22 protein-coding genes are annotated in these 21,992 nt (G+C 46.1%); 1 reads left to right on the plus strand and 21 read right to left on the minus strand.

Going from position 1 to position 21,992, the window contains the following annotated elements; all coding sequences use genetic code 11:
* Window positions 1-45: 45 nt before the first annotated feature.
* The 18 genes from der to trmJ form a co-directional block, all read right to left on the minus strand.
* Window positions 46-1,542 carry a ribosome biogenesis GTPase Der gene (der, locus tag RXX31_RS15745; protein WP_317590515.1) on the minus strand — a complete coding sequence of 499 codons (1,497 nt, stop codon included), beginning with the start codon at window positions 1,540-1,542 and terminating at the stop codon, window positions 46-48.
* A 179-nt stretch (window positions 1,543-1,721) separates the two neighbouring features.
* Complete coding sequence (bamB, locus tag RXX31_RS15750) at window positions 1,722-2,882, minus strand: outer membrane protein assembly factor BamB (protein WP_317590516.1); 1,161 nt, start codon at window positions 2,880-2,882, stop codon at window positions 1,722-1,724.
* Between the two features lie 12 nt (window positions 2,883-2,894).
* The gene (locus tag RXX31_RS15755; protein ID WP_317590517.1) at window positions 2,895-3,509 is read right to left on the minus strand and encodes a YfgM family protein; all 615 of its coding nucleotides are present in this window, start codon (window positions 3,507-3,509) and stop codon (window positions 2,895-2,897) included.
* A 124-nt stretch (window positions 3,510-3,633) separates the two neighbouring features.
* On the minus strand, window positions 3,634-4,902 hold the full coding sequence (hisS, locus tag RXX31_RS15760) for a histidine--tRNA ligase (protein ID WP_317590519.1): 1,269 nt from the start codon (window positions 4,900-4,902) through the stop codon (window positions 3,634-3,636).
* Between the two features lie 26 nt (window positions 4,903-4,928).
* The gene (gene ispG / locus RXX31_RS15765) at window positions 4,929-6,047 is read right to left on the minus strand and encodes a flavodoxin-dependent (E)-4-hydroxy-3-methylbut-2-enyl-diphosphate synthase (RefSeq protein WP_317590521.1); all 1,119 of its coding nucleotides are present in this window, start codon (window positions 6,045-6,047) and stop codon (window positions 4,929-4,931) included.
* 6 nt (window positions 6,048-6,053) lie between these two features.
* Complete coding sequence (rodZ, locus tag RXX31_RS15770) at window positions 6,054-7,007, minus strand: cytoskeleton protein RodZ (protein ID WP_317590522.1); 954 nt, start codon at window positions 7,005-7,007, stop codon at window positions 6,054-6,056.
* 515 nt (window positions 7,008-7,522) lie between these two features.
* On the minus strand, window positions 7,523-8,650 hold the full coding sequence (locus RXX31_RS15775) for a bifunctional tRNA (adenosine(37)-C2)-methyltransferase TrmG/ribosomal RNA large subunit methyltransferase RlmN (RefSeq protein ID WP_317590524.1): 1,128 nt from the start codon (window positions 8,648-8,650) through the stop codon (window positions 7,523-7,525).
* A 219-nt stretch (window positions 8,651-8,869) separates the two neighbouring features.
* A complete protein-coding gene (ndk, locus tag RXX31_RS15780) occupies window positions 8,870-9,295 on the minus strand; it encodes a nucleoside-diphosphate kinase (protein ID WP_014230937.1) in 426 nt (141 codons plus the stop codon).
* 87 nt (window positions 9,296-9,382) lie between these two features.
* A complete protein-coding gene (gene pepB / locus RXX31_RS15785) occupies window positions 9,383-10,681 on the minus strand; it encodes an aminopeptidase PepB (RefSeq protein WP_317590526.1) in 1,299 nt (432 codons plus the stop codon).
* Between the two features lie 172 nt (window positions 10,682-10,853).
* Window positions 10,854-11,048 carry a Fe-S cluster assembly protein IscX gene (gene iscX, locus RXX31_RS15790; RefSeq protein WP_005391546.1) on the minus strand — a complete coding sequence of 65 codons (195 nt, stop codon included), beginning with the start codon at window positions 11,046-11,048 and terminating at the stop codon, window positions 10,854-10,856.
* 42 nt (window positions 11,049-11,090) lie between these two features.
* Complete coding sequence (fdx, locus tag RXX31_RS15795; RefSeq protein ID WP_237318568.1) at window positions 11,091-11,429, minus strand: ISC system 2Fe-2S type ferredoxin; 339 nt, start codon at window positions 11,427-11,429, stop codon at window positions 11,091-11,093.
* A 13-nt stretch (window positions 11,430-11,442) separates the two neighbouring features.
* Entirely contained in the window at window positions 11,443-13,296 is a 1,854-nt protein-coding gene (gene hscA / locus RXX31_RS15800; protein WP_317590528.1) for a Fe-S protein assembly chaperone HscA, read from the minus strand.
* Window positions 13,297-13,317: 21 nt separating this feature from the next.
* Window positions 13,318-13,833 (minus strand): co-chaperone HscB, encoded by a 516-nt coding sequence (gene hscB, locus RXX31_RS15805; protein WP_317590529.1) that lies wholly within the window; start codon window positions 13,831-13,833, stop codon window positions 13,318-13,320.
* Between the two features lie 55 nt (window positions 13,834-13,888).
* Entirely contained in the window at window positions 13,889-14,215 is a 327-nt protein-coding gene (iscA, locus tag RXX31_RS15810; RefSeq protein ID WP_317590530.1) for an iron-sulfur cluster assembly protein IscA, read from the minus strand.
* A gap of 71 nt (window positions 14,216-14,286) precedes the next feature.
* Window positions 14,287-14,670 carry a Fe-S cluster assembly scaffold IscU gene (gene iscU / locus RXX31_RS15815; protein WP_317590531.1) on the minus strand — a complete coding sequence of 128 codons (384 nt, stop codon included), beginning with the start codon at window positions 14,668-14,670 and terminating at the stop codon, window positions 14,287-14,289.
* Between the two features lie 36 nt (window positions 14,671-14,706).
* Window positions 14,707-15,921, minus strand: coding sequence for an IscS subfamily cysteine desulfurase (locus RXX31_RS15820; protein WP_317590532.1), 1,215 nt, complete (start codon window positions 15,919-15,921; stop codon window positions 14,707-14,709).
* A gap of 28 nt (window positions 15,922-15,949) precedes the next feature.
* Complete coding sequence (gene iscR / locus RXX31_RS15825; RefSeq protein WP_014230928.1) at window positions 15,950-16,456, minus strand: Fe-S cluster assembly transcriptional regulator IscR; 507 nt, start codon at window positions 16,454-16,456, stop codon at window positions 15,950-15,952.
* 125 nt (window positions 16,457-16,581) lie between these two features.
* Window positions 16,582-17,301 carry a tRNA (cytosine(32)/uridine(32)-2'-O)-methyltransferase TrmJ gene (gene trmJ / locus RXX31_RS15830; protein ID WP_317590533.1) on the minus strand — a complete coding sequence of 240 codons (720 nt, stop codon included), beginning with the start codon at window positions 17,299-17,301 and terminating at the stop codon, window positions 16,582-16,584.
* Window positions 17,302-17,535: 234 nt separating this feature from the next.
* On the opposite strand from trmJ, the gene suhB reads away from it, so the two are divergent.
* Entirely contained in the window at window positions 17,536-18,339 is an 804-nt protein-coding gene (suhB, locus tag RXX31_RS15835; protein WP_317590535.1) for an inositol-1-monophosphatase, read from the plus strand.
* Between the two features lie 177 nt (window positions 18,340-18,516).
* Here suhB and RXX31_RS15840 read toward each other — a convergent pair whose 3' ends face one another.
* From RXX31_RS15840 to secD, 3 genes are all read right to left on the minus strand, one after another.
* Window positions 18,517-19,017 (minus strand): DUF2165 domain-containing protein, encoded by a 501-nt coding sequence (locus RXX31_RS15840; protein WP_317590536.1) that lies wholly within the window; start codon window positions 19,015-19,017, stop codon window positions 18,517-18,519.
* Between the two features lie 153 nt (window positions 19,018-19,170).
* Window positions 19,171-20,118, minus strand: coding sequence for a protein translocase subunit SecF (gene secF, locus RXX31_RS15845; protein ID WP_317590537.1), 948 nt, complete (start codon window positions 20,116-20,118; stop codon window positions 19,171-19,173).
* A 14-nt stretch (window positions 20,119-20,132) separates the two neighbouring features.
* The gene (gene secD, locus RXX31_RS15850) at window positions 20,133-21,989 is read right to left on the minus strand and encodes a protein translocase subunit SecD (RefSeq protein ID WP_317590538.1); all 1,857 of its coding nucleotides are present in this window, start codon (window positions 21,987-21,989) and stop codon (window positions 20,133-20,135) included.
* Between the last annotated feature and the right edge of the window lie 3 nt (window positions 21,990-21,992).

Raw genomic sequence — 21,992 nt, forward strand, 5'->3', positions numbered from 1 at the left:
AGATAAAAAAATACCCAAGCAAAACTTGGGTATTGTTGAATTCGATTACTTATTACGGTTTTTAACCGCAGACATCATACGTTTGCGCTTACGTTCCTGAGAGAGCGTAAGTTTGTTGGTACGATTCTCATATGGGTTATCACTGTTCTGGAAGTTAATGCGGATAGGTGTCCCCATAATTTCCAGAGATTTACGGAAGTAGTTCATCAGATAGCGCTTATACGAATCTGGTAGCTCACGAACCATATTACCGTGAATAACCACGATTGGTGGGTTATAACCACCAGCGTGTGCGTATTTCAGCTTAATACGACGGCCACGAACCATAGGTGGCTGGTGATCATCAACCGCCATCTTCATGATACGAGTCAGCACAGAAGTACCAACACGAGTCGTTGCCGAATTGTAAGCTTCCTGAATCGACTCAAATAAGTGACCAACACCAGTGCCGTGTAACGCAGAGATAAAGTGAATGCGAGCGAAGTCAACAAAGCCCAGACGACGGTCTAGCTCTTTCTTCACATTCTCTTTCACATCGTTATCCAGACCATCCCACTTGTTTACTGCCAGTACGATCGAACGACCCGCGTTCAGTGCAAAACCAAGTAAGCTCAAATCTTGATCCGAAATGTTCTCACGTGCATCGATAACCAGTAGAACCACGTTTGCATCTTCTACGGCCTTCAACGTTTTCACGACAGAGAATTTCTCAACGGTTTCATTGATACGACCACGACGACGAACCCCTGCGGTATCAATCAGCACGTATTCACGACCATCACGTTCCATTGGAATGTAAATAGAGTCACGAGTGGTCCCAGGCATATCGAAAACAACGACACGCTCTTCACCCAGAATACGGTTGGTCAACGTTGATTTACCAACATTTGGACGACCAATGATAGCAAGCTTGATTGGCTGCTCCTGCAAACGTTGGAACTCTTGTTCCGCCTCTTCTTCGCTGAACTCTTCTTCCAGGACCTCCGCATCTTCAAATTCGGTCAGATCTTCAATCTCACCTTCTTCCGACTCAGTGGTCAGCAAGTCATCAAAGAACGGGGCCAGAGCACGCTCAAGTAGTGCAGTTACACCACGGCCATGAGCAGCGGCAATCTGGTACATGTCATCGACACCTAGCTGCCAGAAATCGGCACAAGCAGCATCGGCATCAATACCGTCAATTTTGTTTACTACCAACATTGCTGGCTTTTCATTTTTACGTAGGTGAGCCGCAATCGCTTCATCAGAAGGCGTAAGACCAGCACGACCATCAACCAGAAATAGCACTACGTCAGCTTCATCAATCGCCGCCAGCGACTGCTCGGCCATCTTTGTTTCTACGCCTTCTTCCGTACCATCAATACCACCGGTATCGATGACGATAAATTCGTGCTCTTCACCAAGTCTGGCTTGGCCATATTTACGGTCTCGCGTCAGGCCAGGAAAGTCCGCAACCAACGCATCACGAGTGCGAGTTAATCGGTTAAATAGTGTAGATTTACCTACATTCGGACGCCCAACTAGGGCCACAACAGGTACCATAACAACCTCTACAATAATCTTTCTTCTGTAGTTATAGGTAACGACTTGCCCAATGCCAAATCAAACCAGGTTTTACCTATAACCACGTCAGGAATAACTTTAATAAATAATAATTTCAAACAACAAAACGGCTCCTAACTGTCACCAGCCAGGAGCCGAATGTGAATTATATCACGATATTATTCGTTAATGGTTAGTTTCTTTACATCGCCGTTGCGAGTAGTGAGGACATAACCATCAGACAACAATGTTGGACCAACAGCAAAACCACTGTCATCAACATATTGCTGCGCAACGAAATCACCCGTTGAGCGATCTATCCAGTGTAGATAACCCAATGTGTCACCAACGACCACATAGCTTCCGATTACAACAGGCGCTGTCAGTTGACGATGCTCTAGCAAGCTGTTTTCCCACAGCTCTGTGCCACTTCGCGCATCAACAGCAACAACATGATCTTTCTCGGTGATAACAAACAGACGGCTGCCATCCGTTGCTAAATCATTCGCCGATGAATAATTACGCTTCCAAATTGGATTAGCAGAGCGCAAATCAACAGCGATGAGCTGACCATTAAAACCGATGGTGAAAAGAGTGCCGCCAAGAACAACTGGCGAAGCGTCAACATCAACCAAGCGATCGATTTCAGTTGCACCTTTTGGCGTACCTACTGGTTGTTGCCAAATCATCTGCCCACGTTCTACGATCGCCGCTGCCAGTCGACCATTTGCGGTGCCCCAGAAAACACCACCACCAATAGCAACAGGTGTACTGTCACCGCGTAAAGTCAGGTTTGGAACTTCGGTGCTCAATGCCCAGCGTTGCTCACCAGTACTTTCATTAAGCGCAACAAGTTTGCCTTGGCTGGTATTAATAATGATTAGGCCAGAATCCGCCACGGGCTTTGCCAGTACTTCTCCACCAACCTTAACGCGCCAATTCACTTCGCCCGTTTCTTGAGAAAGCGAGATTACGTCGCCATTGTCAGAACCGATGTATAGGCTCCCATAAGCAGCTGTGATACCACCAGAAAGCCTCGCAACGACGCTTTCTTCCAGGTCAGATTCCCAGAGCGAGTTGCCGTTTTCTGGATCCAGCGCTTTGACAACACCGTCTCGGCTGGCAACAAATAATGTACCGTTAGCATAAACTGGAGACAGTTTAGAGAAGTAATGACCTACGCCATCACCCACCGACGTACTCCATTCGGTGTGAGTGGTAAACTCACTGTCGACTTGAGGTAGCGGCGCCATTACGATGGTATCTTCTTCACTAGCACAGCCAGCAAGAACTCCCAACGTTAACGCCCCTAACAAGGCTTTTTTAAAGACTCTTTTCATCCAATGCGGTCCTTATTTTGCCAGATCGTCCAATTTCATTTGTAGTGTCGGGCTCGCATCCGTCGCTTGCTGCGCTTCAGTATACGCGGCATAAGCGGCATCTTTGTCACCTTGACGAAGCGCAATGTCACCACGAAGCTCTGCAATGCGACCCGTCCATGCGGTATCCGTTACTTTGCTCAGCTCAGACGTTGCTGCATCAAAGTTACCCAGTTCAGCTTCAATACGAGCAATGCGGTAGCTGATAAGTGGAGACAATGCGACATCCTGCGTACTACTTTGAGCCCACTTTAATTGCTCAAGTGCAGCAGAAAGGTCTTGTGCTTCAACTTGTGATTTCGCAAGTTGCAGAGCGGCCAATACTGAATATTCTTTAACTTTGCTTGAGTCGATGAAAGCTTTAACTTCAGCCTGTGCATCAACGCCTTTTTCCTGCAATGCATTAATCGCAGTTGTGTAGTTTTGTGAAGCAGCTTCACTCGCCTGAATCACTGAATCCTGGTAGTAACGCCAACCAAATAAACCACCCAGACCAACAACTGCACCGATGATGACGGCTTTGCCGTTCTCTTTCCACCAGTCTTTAATGGCTTCAACTTGTTGTTCTTCAGTATCGTAAAGTTCCACTTCCTGTCCTCTTAAAACATGTAAATGGCAGCCAAGCTGCCATTGTTCCCATTTCGTTTAAAGGCTCCACATGTGGGAGCCTCAAATCACGAACCAGGATAAAATTACTAGCTTACTAAAAGACTTAAATCAGTGCTGCGATCTTTTCAGCAACTTCTGCTTGGTTGTAAGTCTGTTGCTCACCACCAGCCAAGTCTTTCAATACGACGGTATTATCCGCAACTTCATTTTCACCCAGAACCAATGCTACAACAGCACCGACTTTATCTGCGCGTTTAAACTGTTTCTTGAAGTTACCGCCACCAAAGTGATTCATCACACGTACGCCTGGTACTTCTTCACGAAGCTGCTCGGCAAGTTTCATCCCTGCCATCATGGTACCTTCGCCCGCAGTCACGACGTATACGTCCACGCTACGACGTACTTCAGTCAGCTCTAGCGTTTCCAGCATAAGTACTAGACGCTCAAGGCCCATTGCAAAGCCAACTGCAGGCGTTGCTTTACCACCGAGCTGCTCAACCAGACCGTCATAACGACCACCGCCACATACCGTGCCCTGTGCACCTAAGCTTTCAGTGATCCACTCAAATACAGTGCGGTTGTAGTAGTCCAGACCACGAACAAGACGTTCGTTAACAGTGTATTCGATGCCTGCAGCATCAAGAAGTTCACACAGACCTGCAAAATGTTGCTTAGATTCGTCATCTAAATGATCAGAAAGACGAGGAGCATCACCTAAAATAGCCTGCACATCAGGGTTCTTAGAGTCAAGAACACGCAGTGGGTTGGTGTGCATACGACGTTTACAATCATCATCCAGAACATCCATATGCTGTTCCAGAAAGGCAATCAGAGCTTCACGGTAGTTTGCACGCGCTTCTAGTGAACCAATTGAGTTCAGTTCAAGACGAACGTGTTTGTCGATACCAAGCTCACGCCAAAGACGCGCCGTCATCATAATAAGTTCAGCATCAACGTCAGGGCCGTTTAAGCCAAACACTTCCACACCACATTGGTGGAATTGACGGTAACGACCTTTTTGAGGACGCTCGTGACGGAACATTGGACCGATATACCAAACTCGTTGTTCCTGGTTGTACAGCAGACCGTTTTCGATACCAGCACGTACGCAACCAGCCGTCCCTTCTGGGCGCAGCGTCAGGCTGTCGCCATTACGGTCTTCAAACGTGTACATTTCTTTCTCAACCACGTCAGTCACTTCACCAATTGCGCGACTGAATAGATGAGTCATCTCAACGATTGGCATGCGCATTTCGTTATAACCGTACGCACTAATTACATTTTTCGCTGCGTTTTCTAGCTTTTGCCACAGTGGTGATTGAGTTGGGAGGCAGTCGTTCATGCCTCGAATTGCTTGAATTGTTTTTGCCACAATACTTACCGTAATTCTCGTTGAGATTAATCTTGTATTTTTACTTCGATGCGACTTTCGCTGTCCATCATAGACGCTTTCGCACGGATCTTAGCTTCGAGCTGATTCACAAGGTCATTGTTATCAAAGCGCTCTTTCTGGCGTTTGCCATCTTCATAAAAAGCACTCTTCTTGTTGCTACCCGCCAAGCCTAAATGGGAAACTTCTGCTTCACCCGGGCCATTGACGACACAGCCGATTATCGATACATCCATAGGAGTGATGATATCTTCTAAACGCTCTTCAAGTGCGTTAACGGTCCCGATAACATCAAATTCCTGACGCGAACAGCTCGGACACGCAATGAAGTTAATACCGCGTGAACGAATGCGTAGGGACTTCAGAATATCGAAACCAACTTTGATCTCTTCGACAGGATCCGCTGCAAGAGAGATACGCAAAGTATCGCCGATACCTTCAGCCAGAAGCATCCCCAGACCAACAGAAGACTTCACTGCACCTGCACGTGCACCACCGGCTTCGGTAATGCCTAAGTGCAATGGTTGGTCAATTTTCTTCGCTAAAAGACGGTATGAATCTACCGCAAGGAAAACATCGGATGCTTTCACGCTCACTTTGAATTGATCAAAGTTAAGGCGATCAAGATGATCCACATGACGCATTGCCGACTCAACCAAGGCTTCTGGTGTTGGCTCTCCGTACTTCATCTGCAGGTCTTTTTCTAAAGAACCGCCGTTGACACCAATACGGATTGGAATGTTTTTGTCTCGGGCACAGTCAACTACCGAGCGAATACGCTCCTCGTTGCCAATGTTACCTGGGTTGATACGCAGACAATCAACACCGTACTCAGCCACTTTAAGCGCAATACGATAATCAAAGTGAATATCGGCGACCAGCGGAACAGAGACTTGCTGTTTGATCAGTTTAAAGGCTTCAGCAGCATCCATCGTAGGTACGGAAACACGGACGATGTCTGCGCCTACTTTTTCTAGTGCTCGGATTTGTGCGACTGTCGCTTCTACGTCAGTCGTGCGAGTGTTGGTCATTGACTGTACAGCAATTGGCGCACCATCACCAATTGGCACATCACCCACATAAATACGCGTCGATTTACGACGAATAATAGGAGATTCGTGTTGCATAATTTTTTATAACGGTAAAGTGAATCTAGCGACTTTGCCTGAAGTATACCCAGAAAGGTCGACAGGTTCACTCGCAAATGTCATTGTAACCCCTTCCGGCGCGCCCAAGATCACTTTAAATGGTGCTTTTCCGGTAAGTTCTACATCCTGACCTGGTTTATGGGTGCCGCTCACCAACGTTTTGCCATTGGTATCTTTAACCTGAATCCAGCAATCCGCTTTAAATGTCATGGTAAGCAGGCTCATTCCTTCCGGCACGATGATAGCAGGCTCTTCAACAACCGAAGCCTCTTCAATAACTGAAACTGGTTCTTCGACTTCTGTGCTTGCTAGTTCTTCACTAATAGTGGCAAGAACCTCTGTTGATTCTGTAGTGCTTATTGTTGCGTCTGTGGCTACAGGTTGTTCTGTTGAAGCGACATCTGCTGGCTCGCTCGCGATTAACTCATCGGCACTCATTTGGTCGATGTCGGCTAACTCTTCTTCGCTCGGTGCTGGTGCTTCAACACTGGAATCTGTCACCACCTGAGTCAGGCTATTATCCTGTTGGTTTTGCCACCACCAGGCAGCGGAGATCCCGGTAATCACTATTGCGATAACCCAGGTCAGAAACATAATACGGCTGTTGTGCTTTTCATGCTTTGTTTTGCGAGAAAAGCTCTGCATTTCGATTTCTTGATCTTGCGGTTGTATATTGGCCGTTTGCTCTAATGCCGTTAATACCACTTTTTCATCAAGACCTACCACTTTGGCATATGAGCGCAAATAACCACGAGTAAACGTTGCGACTTGCTGTGATTCAAATCGATTATTTTCAATGTCTTCAATAACAGAAACGCGAAGTCTTAGGCGATCAGCAACATGCTTTTGTGTCATACCTAAAGATTCGCGTTTGTTTTTCAATAGTGTGCCCGCTTCGATAGAAAGCGGGACTTCATTGGTATTTTCGTGTTCTGTCATAATGATGGTTTTTAGTCTGTTTTAGTGGTTAACACTGATATTTATTTTCGTTGTTTTTCTTAAGACCCACTAAAAGATAGCTAGCCTGATCATGTTAACCAAAGTAATAATTTTCAGAAATTCTCTGAGCTTGGATATGAATACTCGCTTCGCAGAATTCAGCGAAACGTATGAGAGAAAAAGCCGAGATTTCCCACTGTTGTTGTAAGTGTTATACAACATGATAAGACAATGTATAACAAAGACAAAAACTCTTTCCACTCAAACTAACAGATTGCTCAAGCTTTTGTCCAAACTTTGACACTGTAATTGGAAATTATACGCAATTCCACTCAAAGCACAGGGTTATGTTACCAAGCGACGTCAGTCGCTCGCTTTAGCATCGTGATTTTTAGCAGCCAACATCGCTGAGAAACGCTATGCATCTCCAGCCATGACAGCCATTTGCTTATGGCGCCCTCTGTAAACAAAATAGCCAGAGCAAATGGCTCTGGCTATTTTAAAATTCACACAGCTTAGACGGCTTTGACTTCAATCGTATCCGCACCACGGGCTGCTTTTAAAGCCGCAGTACGTTTGGTACGGTCAATAACGTCACCAACAAGCTGACCACATGCCGCATCAATATCATCACCACGAGTCTTACGCACAGTCACCGTATGATCGTATTGCATCAGCGTCTTTTGGAAGCGATCAATACGAGAGTTGCTTGGCTTGTTATATGGTGAACCTGGGTACGGGTTAAACGGAATCAGGTTTATCTTACACGGCGTATCTTTCATCAGCTCGGCTAATTCACGCGCATGGTCCATGTCGTCATTCACGTGATCAAGCAAGACGTACTCTACCGTCACTTTGCCGCGGTTTGCATTAGACGAAGCAATATAGCGACGCACTGACGCCAAGAAGTCTTCAATATCCCAACGGTCGTTGATTGGCATGATTTCACTACGCAACTTATCGTTTGGCGCATGAAGAGAGATCGCTAATGCAACATCAATTTTACCCGTCATCTGATCAAGTCCCGATACAACACCAGATGTTGATACCGTCACTCGGCGCTTAGATAAGCCAAAACCTAAATCATCCAGCATGATTTCTAGCGCTGGAATCAGGTTTTTCATATTAAGAAGAGGCTCACCCATCCCCATCATTACCACGTTGGTAATTGGACGACGGCCAGTCTCTTTCTCAAGGCCGATTTCACGTGCAGCACGCCACACCTGACCAATGATTTCAGAAACTTTAAGGTTACGGTTAAAACCCTGTTGAGCTGTTGAACAGAATTTACATTCCAATGCACAACCCACCTGAGAAGAGACACATAATGTCGCGCGATCGTCTTCCGGGATGTATACCGTTTCTACGTCTTGATCACCCACCTTCATCGCCCATTTGATAGTGCCATCTGATGAGTGTTGTGCTTCCGCTACAGTAGGTGCTTTGATTTCACACTTGTGCTGCAGTTTTTCACGCAGTTTCTTGTTGATGTTCGTCATATTGTCGAAGTCATCAACACCGAAATGGTAGATCCACTTCATAACCTGATCAGCACGAAACGCTTTCTCGCCAAGTTCTTCCGCGAAAAATTGACGCATGCCTTTGCGATCAAAGTCGAGTAGATTAATTTTTTCAGTGGTCATGTTGCCTCTCAATGACTGAAACAAGAATAAGGGCGCGAATTGTACAGCCTTTATGCAGCTACAACAAGGGGTCTAAAACCCTGACTTTGCTAAGGCATTAAAATTATTCTGATTAAATTTTAAACAACACTGTCGCTAGGGCAAATCTGCGCTGACAAACAAAAAAGCCTCGGATTTTTCCAAGGCTTACTATCGTTACGAGCACAGGTTAATTTAAGATTAACGCGGGCAAATCTCTGATTCAGGGAAGAAGAACTCAATCTCACGGGCCGCTGACTCCGGGCTATCAGAGCCATGTACTGAGTTGTGGCGCATGCTTAGCGCATAGTCACAACGAAGTGTGCCTGCAGCCGCTTCTTCTGGGTTAGTTTTACCCATCAGTTCACGGTAACGTGCAATGGCATTTTCGCCCTCAAGGACCTGAACCATAATAGGGCCAGAAGTCATAAACTCTTTTAGAGGAGGGAAAAATTCTTTGCCTTCATGTTCAGCGTAAAAACCGCTCGCCTGCTCTTCAGTCAGGTGAACCATTTTAGCCGCCACGATACGCAGACCTGCTTTTTCAATGCGATTGTAAATTTCACCAATCAGATTTCGTTCCACAGCATCAGGCTTAACAATTGAAAACGTTCTTTCTAGAGCCATAAAGTTTCCTTTTTTGTACTTGTAATAATAGTTTTATATCAAAGTGACTGATTAATGCGGCATCAGCTAGCCAATACCGCACTTTGATTACTTGTCGGCTTGCTCGTTAAGAAAGCGAGCAAGAGTGCGAACACCCATACCAGTCGCACCTGCAGCCCATTTTTCAGACGCTGATTTGCGGTACGTGCCAGCGCAGTCAAAGTGTAACCAGCCTTTCTTGTAATCTTCAACGAAGTAAGACAAGAATGCCGCGGCTGTACTTGCGCCTGGAGAGTAGTCACCGGAGCTGATGTTTGATAGATCAGCAAAGTTTGATGGCAGCATGCCACGGTGGAAATCAGCCAGAGGAAGTGGCCATAAGCCTTCTTTTTCTTGGTTCGCCGCCGTCAGAGCTTGATGAGAAAGCTCATCATCAAAACTCAATAATGCGTGGTAATCGTTACCCAGTGCGTTTTTCGCCGCGCCAGTCAGTGTTGCGCAGTCAATAATAAGTTCAGGGTTCTGCTCACTGGCAAAGATTAAACCATCAGCCAACACCAAACGACCTTCGGCGTCAGTGTTCATGATCTCAACGGTTTTACCATTTTTGTATTTGATGATGTCGCCCAACTTAAGTGCACGACCTGACACCATGTTTTCCGCGCAGCAAAGGATCAGTTTCACACGCTTATTCAAACCACGCTGAATCGCTAAGCCTAAACCACCCGTAATGGTGCCTGAACCGCCCATGTCCGCTTTCATTGCACTCATAAATGCAGAAGGCTTCAGGCTGTAGCCGCCTGAATCAAACGTAATGCCTTTACCGACCAAACACGCGAATACCGGTGCATTCTCATCACCAGTCGGGTTGTAGTCCAATTGCAGCATGGCTGATGTACGCTCAGAACCACGACCAACGGCATAAATACCTTCCCAGCCTTCTGCTAGAAGATCTTTGTCTTTAACGATACGCGCAGTAACGGTGCCTTCTGGTGCAACAGATTTGATGAATTCCGCTGCCATGGTTGCAAGTTGACGAGGCGCAACCTCTTCTGCCGTTTTGTTGATGATATCGCGGGTGAAGTTGGTCGCGGTAATACGCGCCTGAAGTTCAGATTGATCTTCTTCGGATAGAGCACCCCACTCAAGAGAGCCGTGTTTTTTCGGGTTACGGTAGCCTTGATGGAAAGCCCAGACACTCTCTAGGTCCCAGTTATCACCAGAAAGTAGGATGGAATGAACTCCCTGGCCATCGAGCTGACGAGCTGCGCGCTGAATTGCACCAAGATCATGACCTTCACCCAAGTGTATGGTTGCTCCAGCCTCGGCAAACGAGAGCAGGGCCTTTTCGCCCCAATGTGGAGCGGCAGAATCTTGGCTTAAAAATACAGACATCTGTGTAGACATGGTTTCTCCTTGTCTTATAACGGCGTTGCCTACGCCGCTTGTTTTTTAGTAACTCACGGATGTTAGCATTATGTAGGGCAAAAATGTCAAAATGATAAAAAAACGGACCTAAGGGTCCGCTTTTTTTAGTAAAAATTGTTAACTCGGCTGTGTTTTACCGCCGAATTGAGCATTAGTCTGCTTCATCCATCCAGCACATAATAACGGCTTCGAGGATTTTTTCGTTGCAGTGGTTTGGGTCATCCTCAAACTCATCCAGCTCCATGATCCATTGATGAAGATCGGTAAAACGTACAGTTTGTGGATCGACATCTGGAAACTTGTCACAAAGCTCAATCGCGATATCGCGAGAATCTGTCCATTTCATGCTCATGTTCCTTTTTCTTTCCCTTGTCATTAAGGGATAGTTTTAGTGATCTTCTGACGCGTGGTTCAGCGTGTATTTCGGAATCTCAACAACCAGGTCTTCATCCGCTATTCTCGCCTGACAACCAAGACGAGACTCAGGCTCAAGACCCCATGCTTTATCTAGCATGTCATCTTCTAGCTCTTCGCTCTCTTCAAGAGAATCAAAACCTTCACGAATGATCACGTGGCAAGTGGTACAAGCACAGGATTTTTCACATGCGTGTTCAATACCGATACCATTCTTTAACGCTACGTCCAGAACAGTTTCACCAGTATCAGCTTCCAGCACGGCACCCTCTGGGCACAAATCTTCGTGTGGTAATACAATAATCTTAGGCATAACTACTTATCTCTTATATATCGTCTACTGATTGACCTGACAACGCAGCTCGAATCGATTTATCCATACGACGCGATGCAAAGTTTTGGCTCGCTTTATCGGTATCTTTAATGCCTTGCTCTATCGCATCAGCATCATCACCATTGCGTAGCTCGATCAATGCTTCAATGGCTTTTACTAGATCTTGTTTCTCTTGCTCTGATAGTAGTTCATCACCATCAGCTTGCATGGCAGCGATTAAGCCTTCAATAACACGGTCTGCCTCTACGCGCTGTTCGGCTAACGCACGTGCTTGCATGTCTTCTTTTGCATGATCCATCGAGTCACGCAACATGTTAGCCACTTCATCATCACTCAGACCGTATGAAGGCTTCACTTGAATTTCAGACTGCACTCCGGTGCTCTTTTCCATCGCGGTAACAGAAAGCAAGCCATCAGCGTCTACTTGATAAGTGACACGAATGTGCGCTGCACCTGCTGCCATTGGCGGAATACCTTTCAGGGAGAAACGAGCCAGAGAACGGCAATCATCCACCATTTCGCGCTCACCTTGCACGACATGCACGCTCATCGCCGTTTGACCATCTTTGAACGTGGTAAATTCTTGCGCACGAGCAACCGGAATCGTGGTGTTGCGAGGAATGATTTTTTCGACCAAACCACCCATGGTTTCGATGCCCAATGACAATGGAATCACGTCCAGCAGCAGCATTTCAGAATCAGGCTTGTTACCTGCCAAAATATCCGCTTGGATACCTGCGCCAATCGCAACGACTTCATCCGGGTTAATGCTTGTTAGCGGAGTGCGACCGAAGAATTCGCCAACCATTTCGCGTACTAATAAAGTGCGAGTTGAACCACCAACCATCACTACTTCAAGCACTTCTTCAGCGTCGACATCTGCGTCTTTTAATGCACGGCGGCAAGACATCAGTGTTTTCTTCACAAGAGGACGGATTAGCTCTTCAAACTGCTCACGCGTTACCGTGCCTTTCCAACCGAATACATCAACGTCTACGCTGTCTTGCTCGGAAAATGCAATTTTCGTTGCAGTTGCAATGTTTAATAGGGTGCGGTTTTTCTCTGCAGAAAGCGGGGCTTCAAGACCTGCTTGTTCCATCAGGAAGTCTGCAAATAAATGGTCAAAGTCATCACCACCTAGCGCTGAATCACCACCAGTTGCCAGTACTTCGAAGACACCTTTAGACAGACGCAAGATAGAGATATCAAAGGTACCACCACCTAAATCGTATACGGCGATCACGCCTTCCTGACCGGAGTCCAGACCATACGCGATTGCCGCTGCAGTTGGTTCGTTAAGAAGACGAAGAACGTGCAGACCAGCCAATTTAGCGGCATCTTTTGTACCAGCACGTTGCGCATCGTCAAAGTATGCTGGCACTGTGATTACGACGCCAGCCAGCTCACCACCTAATGATTCTTCAGCACGTTGACCCAGCACTTTTAGAATATCAGCAGAGACTTCAATCGGGTTTTTATCACCTTGAGCAGTTTGTAGAACCGGTAGACCGTTATCGCTCTCTTTAAACTGATAAGGTAACGATGGGTAACGAGATTGGATGTCGCTCAGTGAACGACCGATTAAACGTTTTACCGAGATAATGGTATTTTCAGGTTCGAACTCAGCTTTGTCTTTTGCATCATCACCCACGATGGTTGCTTCTGCTGAGTAGTTCACCACCGATGGCAGAATGCTACGACCCTGTTTATCTTGTAAAGTCGTGGTATCGCCACTACGCACGGTAGCAACTAATGAGTTGGTCGTGCCTAAGTCGATACCTGCCGCTAACTTATGCTCATGAGGTGCCGAGCTTTGGCCCGGTTCTGCGATTTGAAGTAGTGCCATTATAGATCCTTGTCACACTAACTAGCTGAGGAGTCGCTCTTCAGCCAGCTCAATTTCGTTCTTTAGTTTGGCTACGAATTTCAGTTTGCGAACTCGGTCTGCGGCTTCTGCCCAAAGACCGTCATTAAGCTCTTGCTCAACGCTTGCCAAATGCTGCTTATACATTTTGCTGACCTTAGAATCGAAGTCAAAAAGCGCCGATTCAGGATCAGAGCTGCCAGCAATGTCTTCCAGTTCCTCACGCAGTTCCATTTGCTCCATTAAGAACATAGGATCTTGCATGGTTTGTTGTTCACCACGAATTTCAATACCCTGTTCGGCCAAGATGTACTCCGCTCGGGAGATTGGATTTTTCAGGATTTGATACGCATCGTTAATTTGCGCGGCTTTTTGCACGGCCATCAAGCGATCACGCTCGGATGCCGTAGCAAAATTATCCGGGTGGAAACGTTTTTGTAGTTCTCGGAACTGAGAAGAAAGAAGGCTACCATCCAGCTTAAACTGACTTGGTAGCCCAAATAATTCAAAGTGATTCATTAAGTTCGGGTCCTAGTAAAGCCTTCCGGACTCGTTTGCCCAGAAGGACAATCAATTAGACGTTGAAGCTTTCACCACAACCACATTCACTTTTTGCGTTAGGGTTGTTGAACTCAAAACCTTCATTCAACCCTTCCTTCACGTAATCCAATTCGGTACCGTCTAGGTAGACTAAGCTTTTTTTGTCGATGATGATCTTCACCCCTGACAGGTCAAAGACTTCATCTTCTTCATCATTAAGCTCGTCAACAAACTCAAGCACGTACGCCATACCGGAACAACCAGTCGTCTTCACTCCAAGACGTAAACCGACACCTTTACCTCGGTTATCCAGGAATGCTTTTACGCGACTTGCCGCTGTTTCTGTCATTGTAATGGCCATACTGCACCTTAGTCTGTCTAAATTACGATTGGAATGGGAGCGTTAAAGGCTCCCATTATATTACGGAATAATTATTCTTGGTGTTTTTTCTTGTAGTCTGCAACCGCTGCTTTGATTGCATCTTCAGCAAGAATTGAGCAGTGAACTTTCACAGGTGGAAGTTCTAGCTCTTCAGCAATCTCAGAGTTTTTGATTGCAGCTGCTTCATCAACAGACTTACCTTTAACCCATTCAGTTACTAGTGAACTTGATGCGATTGCACTACCACAACCGTATGTTTTGAACTTCGCATCTTCAATGATACCTTCTGGTGTCACTTTGATTTGTAGTTTCATAACGTCACCACAAGCTGGAGCGCCAACCATGCCGCTACCTACTGATGAGTCGTCTTTGTCAAATGAACCAACGTTACGTGGGTTCTCGTAGTGATCAATTACTTTTTCGCTGTATGCCATGATAAATTACCTCGAATCCTCTATCTATCCCTGAGATTAATGGTGAGCCCATTCAACTGTGCTCAGATCAATCCCTTCTTTGTACATATCCCATAGAGGAGACATGTCGCGTAGCTTAGTCACTGCAACGCGGATCTGTTCAATTGCGTAATCAACTTCTTCTTCCGTCGTAAAACGACCGAATGAGAAACGAACCGAGCTGTGAGCCAATTCGTCATCCATGCCAAGAGCACGAAGAACGTAAGAAGGCTCTAGACTCGCAGAAGTACAAGCACTACCAGAAGATACCGCTAGATCTTTTAGCGACATCAGCAGTGATTCACCTTCTACGAAAGCAAAACTGATGTTTAGGTTTTGTGGTACGCGTTGCTCAAAATCACCGTTTACCGTTACCGCTTCAAGGTCTTTAACACCATCGTAAAGACGGTTGCGAAGCGCTAGGGCGTGGTCATAATCTTTCTGCATCTCTTCTTTTGCGATGCGGAAAGCTTCACCCATACCAACAATTTGGTGAGTCGCTAGTGTACCAGAGCGGAAACCGCGCTCGTGACCACCACCGTGCATTTGCGCTTCAAGGCGAATACGAGGCTTACGACGAACGTAAAGCGCACCAATACCTTTAGGGCCATAAATTTTGTGTGCCGACAGTGAAATCAAATCAACCTTCATTTCTTGAACGTCGATTGGCAACTTACCTGCTGATTGAGCGGCATCTACGTGGAACACGATTTTACGCTCACGACATAACTCACCAATAGCTGCGATGTCTTGAATAACGCCGATTTCGTTGTTCACGTGCATAATAGAAACCAGAACTGTGTCATCACGCATTGCAGCTTTCAGTTTTTCTAGATCGATCAGACCGTTTGTTTCTGGCTCTAGGTAAGTCACTTCAAACCCTTCGCGCTCTAGTTGGCGACATGGGTCAAGAACCGCTTTGTGTTCTGTTTTACAAGTGATTACATGCTTACCCTTTTTAGAGTAAAAGTGAGCCGCACCTTTAATTGCAAGGTTATCAGACTCAGTCGCACCTGATGTGAATACGATTTCGCGTGGATCTGCATTTAGAAGGTCAGCAATTTGCTCACGAGCAGTATCCACTGCTTCTTCTGCCTGCCAGCCGTAACGGTGCGAACGAGACGCTGGGTTGCCAAATGTGCCATCCATTGTCATGTACTGAACCATTTTTTCAGCAACACGTGGATCAACTGGACATGTAGCGGAATAATCAAGATAAATCGGCAGTTTCATTCTCTACTCCAATGTAAAATGCTGACCGCTATGAGCGGACGTTGATACCGATGGGCGCGGTAGTTGTATTTTTGTTGGAAAGCCCATTAGTCACCGCCAGATCAATGTCCTGACGATCAGAAATTTCTAGTACTTCATTGTCTTTCATCAGCTCACCGAGCGTGATGTTATTCAAGAAGTCGCTGATACGAGAGCTCAAGTCGCGCCAAAGAGTATGCGTTAAGCAACGAGTCCCGCCTTGGCAGTCTCCTTTACCCTGGCATTTTGTTGCATCGACTGACTCATCCACAGCAGCAATAACAGTACCAATGGCGATGTCGTTTGCGTCTGTACCTAGTCGGTAACCACCACCAGGACCACGAACACTGGCAACAAGGCCTGCTTTACGCAATTTAGAAAATAACTGCTCTAAGTAAGAGAGCGAAATCCCCTGACGTTCTGAAATGTCAGCAAGAGGCACAGGGTTCTGTTGCGAATGCAGTGCCACATCCAGCATGGCTGTCACCGCATATCTTCCTTTAGATGTAAGTTTCATACCACACCGTATCCACATGGTTTGTAATGATTATGATTTTTCCATACCTGAGTGTTTCAGTCAAGTATTTATCTGACTAATTTACTCAAGTATTTATCCTTACACTAAAAGCGGCTAATTTCCCCTTAGCGTTTTTTCTCTATCGAGGTCAAAATGCCTCGCAAAATATTGAGTTCTTGAGCCTCTGGTCGAGCACGATTGAACAAGCGGCGCAGTTTATTCATCACCTGTCCAGGCTGTTCTTTACTTATAAACTGGGTTTCCACGATCACCTTTTCAAGGTGTTCAAAGAACATTTCTAGTTCTTTGTGGCGAGGGTATTCCTCTTGCTCAGCAGGTGAAAACTGACTTTTTTCCAGATTCAGGTGCGCAACGCGAACTTCATAGCTCAGCGTCTGAACGGCCATGGCTAAGTTCAGAGAACTATATTCCGGATTCGCGGGAATGCAAACGTGATAGTGACACTTCTGTAACTCTTCGTTGGTTAAACCAGTTCTTTCACGTCCAAACACGAGAGCAACAGGGTGCTTTTGACCTTCAACGGCAAACTTCTCACCACACTCTCGCGGCTCCAGCATTGGCCACTCTAAAGTACGTGAACGTGCACTTGATCCAACCACCAGTCCGCAATCTTTAACGGCTTCATCCAGAGTACCAACGATTGCCGCATTTTGAGCAATATCACTGGCGCCAGCGGCCAGTGCTAACGCTTGTTCATCCACGTCACACTGCGGATCAACCAATACAAGTTGGCTTAACCCCATGACTTTCATTGCACGGGCTGCAGAGCCAATATTGCCTGAATGAGAGGTACCTACGAGTACGATTTTTACTTGATCCAACATCTGTGTTTGCTACCTAATTAAAAACCGCAGGATATTAACATAATTTTTTAACACACCCTAGGGTGAAGCTGTGCCCTATTCGCATTCTCGTTAATAGATGTCGTATACCAAACAGTAAAGGGGCTCGCCTTCCTGTTAATTAGAGTAAAAAATAACCACTTCCTTTTTCGTTTATCTTTGGTATACTCGCCGCCGCTTTTATATTCGTTCTTTAACATCCGTTGGGAAATTCGTATGCATCCAATGCTAAACATTGCTATTCGCGCTGCGCGAAAAGCAGGCAATCATATTGCTAAATCATTAGAAAACACAGATAAAGTTGAATCTACGCTTAAAGGCACTAATGACTTTGTCACTAACGTAGACAAAGAAGCAGAATACATCATCATCGATACTATCAAGCAGTCTTACCCAGAGCACTGTATCGTTGCTGAAGAACAAGGTCTTATCGAAGGTAAAGATAAAGACGTACAATGGATCATCGACCCACTGGATGGCACCACTAACTTTGTAAAAGGTTACCCACACTTCGCTGTTTCTATTGCAGTTCGTATCAAAGGCAAAACTGAAGTTGCTTGTGTTTACGATCCAATGCAAAACGAGCTATTCACTGCACAACGTGGTGCAGGTGCACAGCTAAACAGCGCGCGTATCCGTGTTGCTCAACTGAAAGACCTTCAAGGTACGGTTCTGGCAACAGGTTTCCCATTCAAGCAGAAACAACACGCTGAGTCTTACATCAAGATCGTTGGCTCTCTATTCACTGAATGTGCTGATTTCCGTCGTAGCGGTTCTGCTGCTCTTGACCTATGTTACGTGGCTGCGGGCCGTGTGGATGGTTTCTTCGAGCTAGGTCTAAAACCTTGGGATATGGCGGCGGGTGAGCTTATTGCTCGTGAAGCGGGTGCAATCCTGACTGACTTTGCTGGCGGAACTGAATACATGAAGTCTGGCAACATTGTTGCTTCTAGCGCTCGTGGCGTGAAATCTATCCTTAAGCACATTCGCGACAACGGTAACACCGCGATCCTTAAGTAATAGATTTACAAGTCATACTAGCCCGTCACGCTGATGACTTTTAAATCGCCCTGCTCTTTGAGCGGGGCTTTTTTATGTTGAAGGGTTGAAGGTGCTGTTTTATTGCCCCTTTTTTGTACTTCGTTGACCCATTAGAATGCAAAAAATCCTGCCGCAATGACAGGATTCAATATGGATTTAATAAGCCTCTTCGTGTTCTTTTTGATTCAAGAAGAACAACACCAAAAATAAGATCACAATAAATTTAAACGCCGCGGCCTGACCATTCCATGTCGACGACTGCCACATTAAAAACCACTCAGCGCCAACGGTCATGAAGCCCGTAAACCATAAAACAATACCCAGCGTTAAACCGTAATTTGCCAGTGCTTTAGACTTGTTAAATTCACGTTGTTCTGCCTTTCTCGCTTTCCATAACTTCCAAGCTCCATACGCACAAAGGACACCAGCTAAAGCCTCGCAAAAAATGATGATGGCGTATGAGATATGGTGTATCGCTGGTGTGTGTATAGCGCGGTGCATCAGTTGATTACCTTCAAAGGTGGTATCCATTGTTAACACATGCTGTACAAAGGCAAAATTTGAACCGTAGTCAGTAATATTATTAAAGGCGACTAATAGGGCAAATAGCGCTACTGCAGAAACTAAAACCGTTTTGATAATCCTAAGTTGTTGCATTTATACTCTCCTTGTATGTAGTTATGCACAAGGTTGTATGCAAAACACGATCCAATTCTTGACTATCTGGTCAGGCTAAAAACTCCTGCTTGATCAGGTACAAAAAAACCGCTGATTGCTCAGCGGTTTTTAAACTTCGATTCTCAATTTGCCTTATGGCATCTCGTCGAACTCTGCCCCTTCTTTTTCTACTTGAGGTGGCATCAAGTGCTCTTTCTGGATACCCAGTTTTAGCGCTAGTGCAGATGCTACGTAGATAGAAGAGTAAGTACCTACCGTAATACCAAGCAGCAATGCGGTTGCGAAACCGTGAATCATAGCACCACCCTGAGCAAACAGTGCGATAACTACGAACAACGTGGTACCCGATGTAATCAATGTACGGCTCAACGTTTGAGTAATTGAAGCGTCCATAATATCTGCGGGTTCACCTTTACGCATCTTACGGAAGTTCTCACGGATCCGGTCGAATACAACGATGGTATCGTTGAGCGAGTAACCAACAACCGTTAGCAATGCTGCTACGATAGTTAGGTCCACTTCAATTTGCATGAACGAGAACACACCCAACGTGATGATGATATCGTGCGCCAGTGCCATTACCGCACCCGCAGCCAATCGCCATTCAAATCGCATTGATACGTAGATAAGGATACAGATTAGCGATACAAGAATCGCCAAGCCACCAGCCTCGGTCAGTTCATCACCAACGTTTGGACCTACGAACTCGATACGGCGCATCTCTACGCTTTCGCCAGTGCCATCTTTAATCGCACCGATGATTTGGTTACCCAGCGTTTCACCAGATACATCATCACGAGGACGAAGACGAACCATCACATCACGCGCGCTACCAAAGTTCTGTACGGTTGCGTCACCAAAGCCTTTTTCATCAAGGGCAGTACGGATTTCTTCCAGGTTAGCAGGTCTTTCGAAACCAACCTCGATCAGCGTGCCACCAGTGAAGTCCAGACCCCAGTTCAGCCATTTGGTTGACAATGTGAAGATAGAAGCGGCAATCATAAAGATTGAGAATACAAATGCCACTTTCGACCAACGCATAAAGCCGATCGTCTTCTCTGCTTTTAGAATTTGAAACATATTAATTCCCAGCCTTAGATCGACAGTTTATCAACGCGCTTGCCACCATACATAAGGTTCACGATACAACGTGTACCAATGATAGCGGTGAACATTGAAGTTAAGATACCGATAGATAGTGTTACAGCGAAACCTTTCACCGCACCTGTACCAACAGCAAACAAGATGATTGCTGTGATAAGTGTCGTGATGTTCGCATCGGCAATGGTACTGAACGCGTTCGCGTAACCTTGGTGAATCGCTTGTTGCGGATTTCGACCATCGCGAATTTCTTCCCGAATACGCTCAAAGATCAGTACGTTTGCATCAACGGCCATACCCACCGTTAATACAATACCGGCAATACCAGGCAACGTCATGGTTGCCCCCGGAATCATCGACATCACACCAATAATCAGTACCAAGTTAGCCATCAGTGCAATGTTGGCAATCAGACCGAAACCACGGTAGTAAAGCAGAGTAAAGAGCATTACCGCTACCATACCCCAAATACATGCCTGAATACCCATATCGATGTTTTGCTGACCCATTGATGGACCAATGGTACGCTCTTCAACGATAGAGATAGGTGCAATAAGTGCACCCGCACGCAATAGTAGTGCTAGGTTGTGAGCTTCTGCAGCGGAGTCGATACCGGTAATACGGAAGTTACGACCAAGGGCAGACTGAATCGTCGCCTGGTTAATAACTTCTTCGTGCTTAGTCAGGATAACCTTGCCTTCTGGCGTTTTACGACCACTGTCTTTGTACTCAGCAAACACAGTAGCCATCAGCTTACCGATGTTCTTCTTCGAGAACGCAGACATCTTGTTACCACCTTCGCTGTCTAGCGAGATGTTAACTTGAGGGCGACCATATTCATCAACACTTGAGCTCGCATCCGTGATGCTTGAACCACCTAAGATAACGCGCTTTTTCAGTACCACAGGACGACCATCGCGATCTTGCTTGATCTCGCTACCTGCTGGCGCACGACCATTCGCAGCTGCCGATAGATCCGCTTTGTCATCGACTTCGCGGAACTCCAGTGTCGCCGTCGCGCCCAGAATTTCTTTCGCACGCGCGGTGTCCTGAACACCAGGAAGCTCAACCACGATGCGGCTTGCGCCTTGACGTTGAACAAGTGGTTCCGCAACACCGAGTTCGTTTACACGGTTACGTAGAATAGTAATGTTTTGTTCTACCGCGTAGTTACGAATCTCTTGTAGACGTTGCTCAGTGAAAGTAGCGACAAGTGCAAAACGACCATTAGAATCCGAATCGACAAAGTTCATGTCTGGGTGATTCTGTTCTAATGTACTTTTCGCTTCAGCCAGTTGCTCTTCATTACGAAGTAGTACTTCCACCGCTTCTTTGCCAGAAGGGCGGATAGCTCGATAGCGGATTTTGGCGTCACGAAGTTCGCTTCGGAAAGCTTCTTCTTGCTGACCAACCAGTTTTTCCATGGCTGCATCCATATCCACTTCCATCAAGAAGTGAACACCACCACGCAGGTCAAGACCTAACTTAAGCGGAGACGCGCCAATTGCTTCTAGCCAGTCAGGCGTTGAAGGGGCAAGGTTAAGTGCAACAATAGTGTCATTGCCAAGCGCTTCGTTGATCACATCACGAGCACTAATCTGAGTATCAGTGTCGGTAAAACGAACAAGAATTGATCCATTCTCTAAAGCAATGGATTTATGAGAAAGTTGCTCTTTATCAAGAGCATTAGTGACAGTATCCAGCGTTGACATATCTACAGAGGCGCCACGCGCCCCTGTAACTTGAATAGCCGGATCTTCACCGTAGATATTTGGAAGTGCGTATAGTGCGGCTGCGAAGATCGCAAAAAGCACCATTAAGTACTTCCATAATGGGTAACGGTTTAGCACAGC

Origin of the sequence: Vibrio sp. EA2 (genome assembly GCF_033042495.1) — a bacterium.
Classification (GTDB): domain Bacteria; phylum Pseudomonadota; class Gammaproteobacteria; order Enterobacterales; family Vibrionaceae; genus Vibrio.

Bases quoted from the DNA above. Each gene is read 5' to 3' on its own strand.
- trmJ (WP_317590533.1), bottom strand. From the start codon at position 17,301: ATGTTGGATCAAGTAAAAATCGTACTCGTAGGTACCTCTCATTCAGGC.
- RXX31_RS15775 (WP_317590524.1), bottom strand. From the start codon at position 8,650: ATGACCACTGAAAAAATTAATCTACTCGACTTTGATCGCAAAGGCATG.
- fdx (WP_237318568.1), bottom strand. From the start codon at position 11,429: ATGCCTAAGATTATTGTATTACCACACGAAGATTTGTGCCCAGAGGGT.
- iscR (WP_014230928.1), bottom strand. From the start codon at position 16,456: ATGAAACTTACATCTAAAGGAAGATATGCGGTGACAGCCATGCTGGAT.
- RXX31_RS15820 (WP_317590532.1), bottom strand. From the start codon at position 15,921: ATGAAACTGCCGATTTATCTTGATTATTCCGCTACATGTCCAGTTGAT.
- RXX31_RS15840 (WP_317590536.1), bottom strand. From the start codon at position 19,017: ATGCAACAACTTAGGATTATCAAAACGGTTTTAGTTTCTGCAGTAGCG.
- iscU (WP_317590531.1), bottom strand. From the start codon at position 14,670: ATGGCATACAGCGAAAAAGTAATTGATCACTACGAGAACCCACGTAAC.
- hscB (WP_317590529.1), bottom strand. From the start codon at position 13,833: ATGAATCACTTTGAATTATTTGGGCTACCAAGTCAGTTTAAGCTGGAT.
- suhB (WP_317590535.1), top strand. From the start codon at position 17,536: ATGCATCCAATGCTAAACATTGCTATTCGCGCTGCGCGAAAAGCAGGC.
- iscX (WP_005391546.1), bottom strand. From the start codon at position 11,048: ATGAAATGGACAGATTCTCGCGATATCGCGATTGAGCTTTGTGACAAG.
- hscA (WP_317590528.1), bottom strand. From the start codon at position 13,296: ATGGCACTACTTCAAATCGCAGAACCGGGCCAAAGCTCGGCACCTCAT.
- der (WP_317590515.1), bottom strand. From the start codon at position 1,542: ATGGTACCTGTTGTGGCCCTAGTTGGGCGTCCGAATGTAGGTAAATCT.
- bamB (WP_317590516.1), bottom strand. From the start codon at position 2,882: ATGAAAAGAGTCTTTAAAAAAGCCTTGTTAGGGGCGTTAACGTTGGGA.
- ispG (WP_317590521.1), bottom strand. From the start codon at position 6,047: ATGCAACACGAATCTCCTATTATTCGTCGTAAATCGACGCGTATTTAT.
- pepB (WP_317590526.1), bottom strand. From the start codon at position 10,681: ATGTCTACACAGATGTCTGTATTTTTAAGCCAAGATTCTGCCGCTCCA.
- rodZ (WP_317590522.1), bottom strand. From the start codon at position 7,007: ATGACAGAACACGAAAATACCAATGAAGTCCCGCTTTCTATCGAAGCG.
- secF (WP_317590537.1), bottom strand. From the start codon at position 20,118: ATGTTTCAAATTCTAAAAGCAGAGAAGACGATCGGCTTTATGCGTTGG.
- iscA (WP_317590530.1), bottom strand. From the start codon at position 14,215: ATGGCCATTACAATGACAGAAACAGCGGCAAGTCGCGTAAAAGCATTC.
- ndk (WP_014230937.1), bottom strand. From the start codon at position 9,295: ATGGCTCTAGAAAGAACGTTTTCAATTGTTAAGCCTGATGCTGTGGAA.